Annotated in this window: 9 protein-coding genes; 5 read left to right on the top strand and 4 right to left on the bottom strand. The window is 53.1% G+C overall.

Annotated features, from left to right (window positions below; translation table 11 throughout):
- The first annotated feature begins 52 nt into the window (after positions 1–52).
- Positions 53–2,059 carry a beta-galactosidase gene (locus tag H8B09_RS01545; RefSeq protein WP_191201720.1) on the top strand — a complete coding sequence of 669 codons (2,007 nt, stop codon included), beginning with the start codon at positions 53–55 and terminating at the stop codon, positions 2,057–2,059.
- Positions 2,060–2,528: 469 nt separating this feature from the next.
- Positions 2,529–3,770, top strand: a complete 1,242-nt coding sequence (locus H8B09_RS01540; RefSeq protein ID WP_191201719.1) for an S-layer homology domain-containing protein — start codon at positions 2,529–2,531, stop codon at positions 3,768–3,770.
- A gap of 170 nt (positions 3,771–3,940) precedes the next feature.
- On the opposite strand, the gene H8B09_RS01535 is transcribed toward H8B09_RS01540, so the two are convergent.
- The 4 genes from H8B09_RS01535 to H8B09_RS01520 all read right to left on the bottom strand — a co-directional run bounded on the left by H8B09_RS01535 (position 3,941) and on the right by H8B09_RS01520 (position 9,120).
- Positions 3,941–4,759, bottom strand: a complete 819-nt coding sequence (locus tag H8B09_RS01535; protein WP_191201718.1) for a GNAT family N-acetyltransferase — start codon at positions 4,757–4,759, stop codon at positions 3,941–3,943.
- 190 nt (positions 4,760–4,949) lie between these two features.
- Positions 4,950–7,163, bottom strand: coding sequence for a glycoside hydrolase family 3 N-terminal domain-containing protein (locus tag H8B09_RS01530; RefSeq protein ID WP_191201717.1), 2,214 nt, complete (start codon positions 7,161–7,163; stop codon positions 4,950–4,952).
- Positions 7,164–7,242: 79 nt separating this feature from the next.
- The gene (locus H8B09_RS01525; protein WP_191201716.1) at positions 7,243–8,115 is read right to left on the bottom strand and encodes a carbohydrate ABC transporter permease; all 873 of its coding nucleotides are present in this window, start codon (positions 8,113–8,115) and stop codon (positions 7,243–7,245) included.
- Positions 8,116–8,169: 54 nt separating this feature from the next.
- Positions 8,170–9,120, bottom strand: coding sequence for an ABC transporter permease (locus tag H8B09_RS01520; protein WP_224753199.1), 951 nt, complete (start codon positions 9,118–9,120; stop codon positions 8,170–8,172).
- 143 nt (positions 9,121–9,263) lie between these two features.
- Here H8B09_RS01520 and H8B09_RS01515 point away from each other — a divergent pair, with 143 nt between their 5' ends.
- The 3 genes from H8B09_RS01515 (at position 9,264) to H8B09_RS01505 (ending at position 14,487) form a co-directional block, all read left to right on the top strand.
- A complete protein-coding gene (locus H8B09_RS01515) occupies positions 9,264–11,066 on the top strand; it encodes a sensor histidine kinase (protein WP_191201715.1) in 1,803 nt (600 codons plus the stop codon).
- A gap of 16 nt (positions 11,067–11,082) precedes the next feature.
- A complete protein-coding gene (locus H8B09_RS01510; RefSeq protein ID WP_191201714.1) occupies positions 11,083–12,690 on the top strand; it encodes a response regulator transcription factor in 1,608 nt (535 codons plus the stop codon).
- Positions 12,691–12,798: 108 nt separating this feature from the next.
- Complete coding sequence (locus H8B09_RS01505) at positions 12,799–14,487, top strand: type 2 periplasmic-binding domain-containing protein (protein ID WP_191201713.1); 1,689 nt, start codon at positions 12,799–12,801, stop codon at positions 14,485–14,487.
- Positions 14,488–14,518: the final 31 nt, after the last annotated feature.

Raw genomic sequence — 14,518 nt, 5'->3', positions numbered from 1 at the left:
TCGTTACAGTAATAGAGCATGCTTGAACAGGAAGAACAGGAGGAAACTTGCGATGAGTGCGAAGAGCGGAAAGCTGTATCATGGAACGGCCTGGTACCCGGAATTGTGGGATGAAGCGGTCATCTTGCACGATATTGCCAGGATGAAAGAGGCCGGCATCAACGTAGTACGAATCGGAGAATTCGCCTGGTCAACGATGGAACCGTCCGAAGGTGAAATTAATGTATCCTTGTTCGCGGATATCATCACAAGACTCCATGATGAAGGAATCGATACGGTCATGTGCACGCCGACGGCGACGCCGCCGATCTGGCTGACCCACCGGCATCCGGAGCGGCTGCATGTAGATGAACGCGGCGTCTTGATGGGACATGGCTCGCGTCAGCATATATGCACGAATAACGCTGCATTTCGCGAGAGGGCCGCTCGGATAACAGAAGCAATCGCTTCGAAGCTTGGCCGGTTGCCGGGGCTGATCGGCTGGCAGCTGGATAATGAATTCAAGGCGCATGTCGCCGCTTGTCACTGTGAGAACTGCCTTCTCCTCTGGCAAGGATGGCTGGAACAATGTTACGGAACGATCGAGGCACTCAACGAGGCTTGGGGGGCGGCGATCTGGAGCCAACAGTATGAACGATTCGATCAAGTACCGCATCCAGGGCCAACGCCGTTCCTGCACAACTCTTCGATGCAGACTGCACATCGGTTGTTCAGCATGGCTGGCATCGCCCAATTCGCCGATGAGCAGGCTGCAATCATCCGTCGATTCTCGGATGCGCCAATCACTCATAACAGCAGCATTGCCTTCCACGTCGATAATGAGAGGCTGTTCGAGCATTTGGATTTTGCTTCCTTCGATACATACGCAAGCGCAGAGAACTACGCCGCCTATCTGATCAACTGCGATTTGTTCCGCAATTACAAGCCAGGTCGCGGCTACTGGCTTATGGAGACAAGCCCTTCCTACAGCGGCTCGCTTCAGAGCGCTGCCGTCCCGCATCCGCAAGGTTATGTGGCAGCGGAGTCCGTTGCAGCCTATGCGCTGGGTGCGGAAGCTTTCTGCTATTGGCATTGGCGGCAGCATCGCAGCGGCTGCGAGCAGCCGCACGGTTCTGTGCTAAGCGCTTGGGGCCAACCGACGGTTGGCTGGATGAATGTGCTTGAAGTTGAGCAGGCACGGCGCGCGTTGGAACCGCTGCTGCTCGCATCGCAGCCAGCGAAAGCAGAAGTGGCACTCGTATATTCCGATCGAGCGAAGACATTCATGGCGACAGAGCCGCTCAAAGGGATGAACTATCGTGGACTAATGACGAGTTATTACGCTAGACTGCTAGCGATGGGCATTCATCGGGATGTCGCGCCGGAGGGGATTGATCTCCAAGGACGCAAGATGCTGCTGACGCCCTTCCTGCCATACGTCAGCGAGGCGTTCATTCGCAAAGCGATAACATTCGTGGAGCAAGGCGGCACCTGGATCATCGGACCATTCACAGGCGGAAGAACAGAGGAACACACGATCCCGACAGATGCAGCGCTTGGCAAGCTGGAGGCGTTGGGTGGAGTCGAGGCTTGCTTCTCTTATCCATTAGACGGATCAGGCGCGATCGGCGAAGCTTTCGGCATTCAAGCGCCGCTTGGCATGTGGAGCACCGTCTTCGAGCTGCGAGGAGCATCGTCAGTTGGCACTATAATTGACGGCCTGACGCCAGGATACTCGTTCCTAACCGAACATCGGATCGGAGATGGTCTGCTCGTCATGCTCGGTGCGATGCCAACCGGTGAAGAAGGCGATGCGATGCTGCGTGCCATGTTTGATCATTATGCTTCGCGCGCAGGCGCAACGCTACGCGTGGATGCCACCTCTGGTACGCTCGTCGCACCGAGGGTTGAAGCCGATGGCCGCCAGCTGTGGGCCATCGTCAATATGGATGGCCGTGGCGGCACGGTTACCGTTCCGGATGGTACGGTTGATGCCTTTACCGGCGAACTTATTGCAGCTGGCTCGCTCGCCGTTGAGCGGTATGCGTATCGTGTAGTGCGACTGCCACTGGTGGATTAAAGAGATTCGCGTAGAGAAATATACCTCTACATTCTGCAGGTTGGATCTCGAATATCGCCAAAAAAAAAAGGGACCACAGCCTCCGCTTGATAGCCGAGTGGAAGCTGTGGTCCTTCTATAGTAAGAGAAGTCTCTTTGAGCCCCCTTCGGATACGCCGTAGGTGGCTTTGTTCATATAGTAAGCTTCAATCGGCGAAATAACCCACAGCAGTTGCGATTTCCAGCCGCCACAACAAGAACGTATGTTCTTACTTAATTTTCCAAAATCGAGACCTCCGCATGTTGGCTGTGCATCCATTTAGGCAGGTAGTCTCACTTTCCTCCATGACCATCGTTCAGTAACTTAATAGGTGCCAGGACCAATTCACAGCGGCACCAAATTGTGGTTATCTAGGTATTGTCGAATTTATGCAGGGCTTTATAGCTAATGACGCAACGATCGGCACACAGATGATGGGGGATGCTCAAATTGAAACGTTGGATTGCAATTGCAGCGATAAGTGCCATGCTGGCAGTAGGCGGAGGAACCGGCTTCACACCAGCAGCACACGCGGCTTCGGCTGTCGTGTTCACTGATATTGCGAAGCATTGGGGCAAGGCAACGATCGAAGACATGGTGACAAGAGGCATACTGGACGGTTATCCAGACGGAAGCTTCCGACCTAACGATCCAGTGAAGGTCGACCAATTTATCAAAATGCTTGTTCTGTCCTATTCGGATTTGCATCCGAACGGGGAGCGCAGCTGGAAATCAACTTTCCTAAGCTCGTTAAGCGAAGAGAATCGGACGATTGTCGCGCAAGACTATCGCTATTATGACTTCAAACCAAGTACGACTGGCTATTGGGCCAAGCCGTTCATCGATATCGCAAGTGACTTGCACTTTCTGAACAAAAGCCGCTACAGCGATTTTCAAGGCAATATGACCCGCGAGAATGTGGCTGAAGTGCTGTATTACACCCTTCAAGAGACGGAGTATCTAGAGGATGAATCATTCAGCCGCTCCGTCGCACAATCCTATGGCGACTTGACCAGCGCATCAGACCGGATGCAGAAGTTTATTGCAGAAGTGCTGGTGAAGGGCATTATGCAAGGTTATCCGAATGGCAAATTCGGCGTTGGCGACGTCGTGACTCGCGCAGAGGCACTCGTCATTCTCAATCGGCTGACGGACACCGGCAAGCGTATTCCGATTCAGCCATCCGCAGACAAGCTGCAGCGCTCTGTGCCTGCTGCAGGAGGCTTACAGAAGGTCGTCGTATTCCCAGATAAGCGTATGTGGAATATGTATGATGTATTGCTCGATGCAGGGAAGCTGCGCGGCAGCAACTACGATCTGCAAGGAACAACGCTCCGCTTGTTCAAGGACAACGCTGAGAAGTCTGCCGTGCTCGATTCAACGACGTTTGCCAAAACAACACCGGAAACGTCCATCTGGCTGGATACCGCATATAACACCTACGGCATTACAGTCGTGCTGCGCGATGGCACCCGTGCACGTAACAAAGAGTCGATCACTTTGTTCGCTAATGCACTGTTCGGCTATTATGCCAGCGCCTTCAACCAATGGTTCGATGCGGTGTGCAGAGAGATTGAAGCCGGGCGCCCGCTCGCCTCTAAGCAGATTACGGTCGGCACCGATCATGTCAGTCTGCTCGTCGACAGCGGCGCGAAGACAGTTAGCTTCTCGATTGCAACAATTAAACAGTAAAAGATGCGAAAAAAAGTTGCCCAGCTCTCAATAAGAGCTGGGCATTTCATTTTTCTGAAGGGTGTTATGCAGGTATTTAGTACTAGAAATTCATCGAGAAAGCGAACTGGTTAGATATTCCTGCATGAACGACGGAAGTACCTCTCCTTAAGTCACGGTTTGCCCTGCGGTTAGGAGTGAGAGGTCCACACCGCTCTCGTATAACCAATCCTCAAGCCAGCTCTCTCCATGTTGTTCTGGCTTATGGAAGCATATGCCGCTTGGCTGACGACAAGATCGCATTGTGCTATTGCAGCATCGTAACAGCGTTTATGTAGAAAAGCCGTCTGCAGCCCGCGCTTTCTGAAAGCGGGAATGGTCGCTGCGAACGTGAGCGAAGCAGTACTGTTATGCATATACATGACCGCGACACCAGCAGGTTGGTCATCTACAAATCCGATATAGAACCGCCAGCCCGGCTGGTCGTACAACACACGATTATTATCCGCAACATGGCCTGCGCCATCTACATTTAATCCCGTACCTAAACAATGCAGTTTCCCATATAGCTCGAACTCGTCTGCTTTCAATTCTCGAATGGCAATTCCCGCTGCATAAGCAGGTTCTTCTTCCGCATTCGGCATCCCATACAGAACAGTATGGAAACCGCTCTGTCGAAAGCCTCTATCCGTCAAATAGCTCAGCAGCTCACTGGATGAATTCGCTGGCGTAATCTCGAACTGAAACGACCGACTCCGTTCACGGAAGAAGCTAATGATTTCATCTATATAATCGATGTGCTCCTCCCGGACGCCTTTGACGGTATTAAACGATCCCCAAGGCATCTCGTGGACATAAAAGGCAGTCGCGCCGCCAAACTGCCTTACCTCCGCCCCCATCGGATTGCCTTCTCGTTGTCCAATTGCATTCACTCTCGATATCATATAATCGATCTCGGATTGCTCCAGTCGTTCCGCAAGCGCCCTCGTGACAATAAGCAGCCAATTCATCGTCAGCTCTCCTCTTCGGCATGCAACTACGCTATTGCTTTCGCAGTCGCTCCCATCATTTATATGTATATTATTCCAAGCAACGGATATCAGGCAATATGCAAATCGCTCCTGCAACGATCTGCCAGAACGTAAGAAGACCGCCGAACATCCAGCTAGCACAGCACGATGCGGCGATCTTCTTGTTCATTTATTGAGTATTCACCAATCGGAACGGCAGTGCCGTATTCGTCTTGCTGTTCGGTCCCACGAACGCGACGAATGCGCCCGAATCGCTGACGTGGGTCAGGTCGGAATGGTAATAACGCAGTTTCTGCTCTGACAGAACGAACGATACCTCGGCGCTCTCGCCCGGCTGCAGGCAGATCTGGCGGTAATCCTTCAATTCCTTGACGGGACGAACCACTTCTCCCGAAATATCCCGAACATACAGCTGCACCGTCTCGACACCTGCGACGTTTCCTTTGTTCGTCACGGTAACCGATACCTTGATAGGCGTCGCCTCTGTCATAGTATCCGTTGAAAGTTCAGCTTCGCTATACCCAAAGTCGGAGTAGCTCAGTCCGAAGCCAAAAGGAAGCAGCGGCTCGTTCGGAATATCGATGAACTGCGATACGTAACGGACCTGCGCATCCGGAGCCCCTTGCGGGCGGCCCGTGTTGTAAGCATTATAATAGACCGGAACTTGACCGACGCTGTATGGGAACGACATTGTCAGTCGGCCGCTCGGGTTGGCGTCGCCGAATAATAAATCGGCTACCGCATGGCCTGCTTGAGAACCCGGATACCACGCCTCCAATATCGCATCGGCTTCGTCTATCACCCCGTGCAAGTCAAGCGGACGGCCGTTGAACAATACAACGACGATCGGCTTATTCAGCGCCTTGACCTTGCGGACCAATTCCAGCTGAGCCTCCGGCAAGCGAATGTCCGCCCGGGATGCCGCTTCGCCGTTCATATCCGAATGCTCGCCCAGCGCGAGCACAATCGTATCGGCGTCTTGAGCAGCCGCCAGCGCCCGCTCCCATTGCGCCTCCGTCCCCGCTTCCAGAATCCCGCAGCCTTCCGCAACCGAGAGCTTCGCATCCGCTGTAAGCTTCGCATTCATGCCGGCTTCCAGCGTGATCGCATCATCCTTCGAGCCGGTCCATGACCATGGACCCAACACGTCGCCGCTTGCGGCAAAAGGACCGATAAGCGCGAGCTTCGCATCATGTTTCAGCGGCAAGACGCCTTCGTTCTTCAACAGGACGCACGACTTGACCGCGAGCGCGCGCGCAGCTTCCCTGTGCTCCTCGCAGAACACGATTTCCTTCTCCAGTTCGGGATTGGCGGCACGGAACGGATTCTCGAACAAGCCCAGCTTCTGCTTCAGCGCGAGAATCCGCAGCACTGCTTCGTCAATCAACGCTTCGTCTACTTCGCCGCGCTCCACGAGCTCAGCCAGATTCTTAACGTAACAAGCCGTCATCATCTCGATGTCGACGCCTGCCTTGAGCGCCTTGAGTGCAGCTTCCGATTCATCGGCGGCTATGCCATGGTTGATCAGCTCCTTGACCGCTCCCCAGTCGGAGATCAGGATGCCGTCGAAGCCCCACTCCTCCCGAAGCAGCTTCCGCATCAGCTTCGCGTTGCCCGTCGCCGGGATGCCGTCCACCGTATTGAACGACGTCATCACCATTTCGCAGCCTTCATCCAGCGCGGCTTTGTAAGCCGGCAAATAAAACTCGCGCATTTGACGGTCCGACAAGTCGACCGTGTTATAATCGCGGCCTGCCTCCGCAGCTCCGTATGCAGCGAAGTGCTTGACGCACGCCGCGACTTTGTCCATGTCGCCAGCAAGATCTGCGCCTTGGAAGCCTCGCACGAATGCCCTGGCGAACTCGGCGTTCAGATAAGGGTCTTCCCCTGTTGCTTCCACGACACGTCCCCATCTCGGATCCCGCACGAGGTCCACCATCGGCGCGAAGGTGACATGGACGCCAGACACAGCCGACTCTTTCGCCGCGATCGCCGCACTCTTCTCCGCGAGCTCCATATCCCAGGAGCAGCCGATCGCCAGCGGCACGGGGAATATCGTTTTGAAGCCGTGCACGATGTCCGCCATCATGAGGAGCGGAATGCCGTGCCGATTCTTATTCAGATGCGCAGACTGCACATTGATAACATCTTGCGCACCGGCCATGCCTAGAACGGAGCCGGAATTATTAACGGTATCCTCCGTAATGCCTAAGCTATCCATCGGCCCTGTAATCTGCCCCTCCCCCGCGCCTTCATAGAAAGGGACAGCCAATTGAATGAGCTGCGCGATTTTTTCATCGAGCGTCATTTGCTGGATCAGCTCGTTTAGATTTACCTCGCCGCTCTCTGTGCGCGGCGGTTGTTGTTGGACTTGGTTGGACATCTAATTGCAGCCTCCTGATTGTTGTCTTTATCAACTGTTCAATCGTTTGTGCATATGTGCATTCGAAGCTTTCACATGGCTATTCCTTGACGGCGCCGATGACGATGCCTTTTACGAAAAATCGCTGCAGGAACGGATAGACGAGCAGAATCGGCAGCGCGCTGATGAAAATTTGCGAAGCCCTCAGCGTGCGCTGCGACATATTGGCGATGACGGCCGGGTCGAAGCCCGTCGTGTTCCCCTGTACGATCAGCGTCTGCATAAAGCTCGCCAGCGGCAAATTCTGCGCGCCTTTCATATAGATAAGGCCATCGAAGTAGGAATTCCAATGGCCGACCATCGTGAACAAAGCAATGGTTGCTATGGCCGGCATAGAGACAGGAAGAAAAATCGAGATGAAGGTGCGGAAGTAGCCCGCTCCGTCGATGAAGGCTGCTTCTTCAAGCTCCTTGGGCACCGATCGGAAGAAATTAAGCAGCAGGATGATATTGTATACCGCCACGAGTCCGGGCAAGATCAGCGCAAACAGGTTGTTAAGCAAGCCCAGCTTCAGGATCAAGATATAGCCGGGCACGAGACCTGCGCTGAAGAGCATGGTGATGACAAAATACCAAAGATAAATGTTTCTCCCGCGGAAGACATGGTTATCTTTCGACAGCGCATAGGCCGCGATAGAATTGACAAACAGGGCAAGCGCCGTTCCGATGACCGTCCGTTTCACCGACACCCATAACGAGGTGACGAAATTATCGTTGCCGAACGTTTGGGCGTACGCATCCCAGTTGAATCCGATCGGCCAGAGCGTCACGCGTCCCGCGTTCGCCGCGGACGTGTCGCTGAAGGATACCATCAGCAGATGATAGAGCGGCAGCAAGCAGGCGATGGAGATTACGGCCAGCACGATGTAGTTGAACAGGTTGAATACGCGATAAGACAGCGTTTTATGATACACGAGGGGTCACCCTTTCCAAGTAAGCAAAATCGGCCGTTATAGATTCTTGCATTGCTAGAATATGCGGTATCCCGCGAATCGATAGGCCAACCGATAGGAGATGATGATAAGCACGAGGCCGATCATCGATTTGAATAAGCTGACCGCAGTGGCGAAGCTGAATTGGCCGCTGAGCAGTCCTTCGCGATAAACGAACGTGTCGATAATATCGCCCTGCTGATAGATCATCGGGCTGTACAGATTGAACACCTGATCGAAGTTCGCGTTCAGTACGCTGCCGAGCGCCAGCGTGGCGACCACGATCAGAATCGGAGTGAGCGACGGAATCGTAATATGCAGCGTCTGCTTCATCCGGCTTGCGCCGTCGACCTCTGCCGCTTCATACAGCGCCGGATTAATGCCGGACAGCGCAGCCAGGAAGATGATCGTATTGAAGCCGAATTCTTTCCACACGTCGCTGAAGATGATCGTCAGACGGAACCAGGTGCCGTCCCCGAGGAAGAAAATCGGCTTAATCCCGAACAGAAACGTCAGCAGTTGATTAGCGACGCCCGTCTGCCCAAGCAGATCGATCAGGATACCGCTAAGCGTTACCCAGGACAAGAAATGCGGCAGATAGACCATCGTCTGAATCGACCGTTTGAAGCCCATATGCCTTACTTCGTTCAACAGCAGTGCAAATGAGAACGGAACGATTAAGTTCAATATAATTTTGGAGCAGGCGAAGATAAGCGTGTTCATCGTGATTTTCATAAAATAATCGTTCTCGAACATATACCGGAAGTGCTTCAGTCCGACGAACGGAGAGCCGGTAAAACCTAGACTAGCCTTGTAATCTTGGAAGGCCATTACGATGCCCCCCATAGGCAGATAAGAGAATACGAATACTAACAGTACGGCAGGCAGCACCATGAGATGCAATACCACAGGCACGCGGTATCCGGATCTCTTGCTTGCTTTAGGTGTGGTCTTGAGATTATGATCCGTCGAAGTCATTGCGTCCATGGTTCTCTCCCTTTCCAAACAATTTTCATTGTGCCTTGATCGCGGCTTTGCTATATATATTAGCAACGGTTATGTACGCCGAACTATATGACATTGTTAGGATCGATAGTGTTTTGTTAAGCAATTCGCGGGGGGAATCAGCAATGATGCTTGGTAGAGGCATAAGCATGATGAAGAGAAAAGTAAGCTCCAAGATGAGCCTGTTCGCGAAAATAAACGGACTGCTAATCGTCCTGTTCGTCCCTGTTATTCTGTTCTTCGCCTACTCCAACGGCGTATCTTCGAACGTCATCGTGAAGGAGCTGAAAGCGTCAAACATTAAGCAGCTATCATTCCTGTCCAGTCAAATCGAGTCGCGGGTCAATCAAACGATGGACTTCGTCCTCACCTTCTCGAAGGATCCGAACGTGCAGAAATTCAACGGGCTTAATGTGTGGGACGACCCGTACGACCGCATGCAGACCCGATACGTTATCCAGGAAAAAATGACGCTGCAATCCGGGGTCATGAACATTTGGCCTGTGCAGTTCACCGTCTATTCGCAGCAGAATAAATTAGCAATTTCGAACTCAAGCAGCATGGCGGAGTACAACGAGGACTATCTGAAGCGGAACGCGACGGGCAAATGGTTGTATGGCGACGGAGAGCCTGAAACGCCGGAGCATCCGAAGGCGTTTCATTGGTTTTATGCCGATTCGTACGGGCAGCAAGGCTCGCTTACAGGCAGTAATCTTGTCGTACAAGCCAGCTTTAATCACGCTAACATTCAGAATATGCTGGACACCTATAAGGCCGGCGGGCAAGGCGATCCCATGTTCTACCGCAAAGGCGAAGGCGTCATTCTGAATCGGAGCGCAAGCGGGAAGCTCGCCGGTGAATTGGTAAGCTTGCTGGACAAGAAAGAATTGGGAGACTCCATGCAAGAAGTCGTGGAACTCGACGGCAAACGTTATCTCGTCAGCGCGATCATGTCCGTCCCGCTCGGTTGGCATTTAGTCGATGTCGTGCCGATCGACCGCATTCTCGGGCCGATTTCGTTCAGCCGCAACCTGTTCTACGCGGCCATGGCTCTACTATTCGTAGTCGGCATTTCTGCTTCCGTGCTGTTGTACCGTAACGTGCAGCGTCCCATCCGCAAGCTCATCGTCGGCTTGCAGCGCGTGCAGCGGGGCGACTTCTCCGTGCGGATGACCTCGAACGTCAATAACGAGTTCGCTTTCCTGTTCTACCGGTTCAACGATATGTCCAACCAAATTCAGATATTGATCGAGAACGAGTTGAACGAGAAGCTGCGGGCGAGAGAAACGACGCTTAAACAGCTGCAGGCCCAAATTAACCCTCATTTCCTGTATAACTGTCTCGGTTATATAATCAATATGGCCCAAATGAAGGATGAAGAGGCCGTCGTCACCATGGGGCACAATTTGGCCGCCTATTACCGGTACATGACTCGACTGGAGCGCCCTACCGCTTCTCTAAACGAAGAAGTGCAGTTAATCATCAATTACTTGGATATCCAGAAGCTCCGCAATGGGCGCATTCATTACCGGATCGAGATTCCCGACGACATGCTGAAGCTGCAGGTACCGCGGCTCATGCTTCAACCGGTCGTCGAGAACGCCGTCATTCATGGCGTTGGCAAAACCTATTCCTCCGGAGAAATCCGGATTACCGGAGAGATATCCGGGAAGTTATGCAGGCTTTATGTAGATGATGATGGTCCAGGGATGACTGACGAACAACTAGAGACGTTATCCCGCGCAATGAAGCAGCCGCTACAGGATGACACGGGCTACGGCCTCTGGAATACGAATCAGCGTATTATGCATCAGTTCGGCGGGAAATCTCAGTTAACGTTCACGAGATCGGAACTCGGAGGACTGCGAGCCGAGATGTGCTGGGAGCTTGCTGACACGGACGCGCAGCTGATCCCGCCATACAAGTAAGGAGGAGAAAACACTTATGCAAATGATCATCGTTGACGACGAAGCCCATTGGGTCGACAATCTATCCACCACCAAGCCTTGGCATACGCTCGGCATTGATGTGGTTCACAAAGCATATTCCGCTCAAGAAGCATTGCAAATTATGGAAGCGCATCCAATCGATATTATTATCTCCGACGTGCTCATGCCGGAGATGACCGGGATCGAGCTCATGGACAAAATCCGCGAGTCCGATCAGCGGGTGAAATGCATTATTTTATCGGGATATTCAGACTTCGACTACGCCAAGGATGCGCTGCGCAACCAAGCGGTCGATTACCTGCTCAAGCCCCCCACGGACCAAGAATTGCTCGGAGCAGTCAAGCTCGCCATCGAACAACTCGAAACCGAATGGAGCAATATCAGTTCTCTTGAGCGCACCCAACATATTCTTCGGGAGAATATGCCTCTGCTGCGCGGACAGCTGCTGCTGAGCGCTTTCCGAGGGGAAAAGCTGGCGCTTGGCGAATGGGAGCGAAGACTCGACAGTTACGGGCTGCCCTTCCGCTTCGGAGACTGTGCGCTCATGCTTGTCCGTATGGAGGAAGAATTCGGGCAGTATCGCAATAACGGCCAGCATCTGATGGAGTACGCCATCATGAATATGGCGGAAGAGATATTCGGCGATTTCGCGCATGCCTGGGGCGTCAAGGAAGAGCACGGTTATCTCGCCTTCCTGCTGCAGTTCAAAGGAAATTTGACGAAGACAGGCAAAGAAAGCAGCTTCGAGAAAGCCGCTATGCACCTGCAGGCGAAAGTAAAGCAGTATTTGAACGGCTCCTTGTCGATCGTGATGTCCGAGCCCTTCGCTTTCCCGGATCAGCTGGCTGACCGATACCGCCACTCGCTCGCTTACTTCAGGCAGATCATCGGGGACGAACGGGAATTTGTCATCCGGGCGGGCGACTTGGGCGGCAATGCAACAAACGGCGTGCTCGACGTCATCCATGCCCCGCCTGTCCTGAAGAGTCTGCTCGAGGCTGGAAGATGGGAATCCGCCGAGGAGAAATTGACGGAGATCTTCACGGAGCTCGACGGGCGTTGGTCCGATTCCTGGGAGCATTGTCTGGAGGCTGGGTATCTCATTGCCTCCTCGTTCACGAACTACTGCCATCGCAACGGACATACGCTCGAAGGACTGCTGGGGGAAGACATCGAGCTGCTGCGCACGGGAGAAGCATTCAGATCGATCGCCAAGCTTCGCAATTGGGCGTTCCTCGCCATGGGCAAGCTGAAAGAATCGGCATCGAGCGAGGTCAAGGACATTCGCTCGATCTATGTGCGCAAAATCCAAAGCTTCGTCGAAGCGAACCTCCATCTCGACGTCTCGCTGCGTGCCCTGGCCGATCATGTCAACCTTCATCCAACGCATCTGTCGAAACTTTACAAGATCGAGACAGGAGAAGGCATCAGCGATTTCGTCTCCAGGCTCCGCATGGAGACAGCTTGCCACAAGTTGAAGACGACCGATAAGAAGGTGTACGAAATCAGCACGGAGATCGGCTATTTGGATCCGGCCTATTTCATCAAAGTGTTCAAAAAGCAATTCGGCATGACCCCTCAGGAATACCGCGAAAGCAACTAACAACCTAACAGAGTCCTATGGAAACTGAGAAAATCCTATAGAAGCCCCCTCTCGGCTGTTGGTAAAGTAACACATGTAGACATCATAAACAGCAGGGGGAGTAACGATATGGGAAAATTGAAGAAGCTGGCTCTGCCGCTTATGGCCATGACGCTTGTCGCTTCGGCATGCAGCAATGGCGGCGGCAATAGTGAACAACCGAATAACACCTCGACCGAGACTTCGGCCAATACGGGCGCCACGACGTCTGAAGCCGATGCTGCCTTCGCAAAGGGCAAATACGATCCGCCAATCGAGATCAGCACCGTCATTATGCCGAAAGAATATACAAAAGGCGAAACGAACGAGAACAACGTGCATGACCGTTGGATGTTGGAAACGCTGGGCATGAAACATAAAAACACCTGGTACCCAGCTGGCTCCGATCAATATAAACAGCAGTTGCAGCTCGCGCTCACATCGGGCGAGAAGCTGCCGGACTTCGTGTTCGTCCCTACGGATCCGGTCCTGACGAACCAGCTAATCGACTCCGGACAATTCATTGCGATTGACGAGCTGTTCGAGAAATACGCCAGCCCGATCTGGAAAGAGCATGCCGAGAAAAATCCGGAGCTGTGGTACCCATTCACGAAGGACGGCAAGAAGTGGAACCTGCCGATTCTCGAATACACGGACAATGACGACACGCTGCTATGGCTCCGCGAAGATTGGATGCAGAAGCTGAATCTGCAAGCACCGAAGACCATTGCCGATCTGGAAGTCATCATGGACAAGTTCAAGAACCAGAACCCGGACGGTCTGAAGCCCAAAGACGTCTATCCACTGGCGATCTCGCTGAAAAACAACACCAATACGTGGATGGGCGGCCTCGACTGGCTGTTCGGCGCATACGGTGCCGTGCAGGAGCAATGGAACAAGGACGATAATGGCAACCTGGAATACGGTTCCGTCAACCCTGGGGCCAAGCAAGCGCTGGCTAAACTGCAGGAATGGATGAATAAAGGTTACATCCACCCGGATGCCGCGTTGTGGGATGAAGGCAAATCAGCCGAAATCTGGACCAAAGGCAACGCCGGCGTCTTGCCTGGCGCGAACTGGGTGCCGGATTGGCCGGCGCCGGATCTGCTCAAGAACGTGGCTGGCTCGCAATATAAAGCGTACCCGATTCCCGCGGGACCGGACGGCAAGATCGGCACGAAGTGGCAGAATTCAGGCGTTAACAGCAGCTTCATGATCAATAAAGACGCGAAGCATCCGGAAGCGATCATTCTGTACTACAACTACCTGCTCGAGAACTTGGCGAATCCGGCTGTCGGCAGTAAGTACGAATATGGCTTCGCACAAGGCTACGACTGGGATGTCATCGACGGTCAACCAACCAACGACAAGGAAAAAATCAAAGATTTCTTCGACAAGTTCCCTTATATCACCGGTCCTGCGCGTATTCCGGGTCTCTACATGGAGAGCCTCGTGAAGCTCGCGAACGGCGAGAAGGCTGAGACGCCTTACGAGAAACAGCTGGAAACCTTCCGCAAGCCGGAGAACTGGTATGCCGCGAAGGTCGTCATGGACCAGATTGATATCCGCAAACAGAACTACTTCACGGGCGCAGCCACGCCGACGATGATCGAGAAATGGAACCTGCTCCGCCAATCCGAGCTGGAGACGTTCAACAAAATCATCTACGGCAAACTGCCGGTCGATGCCTTCGACCAGTTCGTATCCAACTGGAAAGCAAACGGCGGCGAGCAGGTGACGAAGGAAGTTAACGAGTGGTTCAAATCGGTGTCGCAATAATAAAGATCGAGGCCGTATGTTTGATGAATTA

The organism is Paenibacillus terricola (assembly GCF_014779765.1).
GTDB lineage: Bacteria > Bacillota > Bacilli > Paenibacillales > Paenibacillaceae > Paenibacillus_T > Paenibacillus_T terricola.
Note: the sequence above shows the minus strand (reverse complement) of the source record. Positions and strands in the feature narration are given on the sequence as shown.

Excerpts from the sequence above, each read along its gene's own strand:
- H8B09_RS01545 (WP_191201720.1), top strand. The coding sequence starts at position 53 with ATGAGTGCGAAGAGCGGAAAGCTGTATCATGGAACGGCCTGGTACCCG.
- H8B09_RS01535 (WP_191201718.1), bottom strand. The coding sequence starts at position 4,759 with ATGAATTGGCTGCTTATTGTCACGAGGGCGCTTGCGGAACGACTGGAG.
- H8B09_RS01530 (WP_191201717.1), bottom strand. The coding sequence starts at position 7,163 with ATGTCCAACCAAGTCCAACAACAACCGCCGCGCACAGAGAGCGGCGAG.
- H8B09_RS01520 (WP_224753199.1), bottom strand. The coding sequence starts at position 9,120 with ATGGACGCAATGACTTCGACGGATCATAATCTCAAGACCACACCTAAA.
- H8B09_RS01515 (WP_191201715.1), top strand. The coding sequence starts at position 9,264 with ATGATGCTTGGTAGAGGCATAAGCATGATGAAGAGAAAAGTAAGCTCC.
- H8B09_RS01510 (WP_191201714.1), top strand. The coding sequence starts at position 11,083 with ATGCAAATGATCATCGTTGACGACGAAGCCCATTGGGTCGACAATCTA.
- H8B09_RS01505 (WP_191201713.1), top strand. The coding sequence starts at position 12,799 with ATGGGAAAATTGAAGAAGCTGGCTCTGCCGCTTATGGCCATGACGCTT.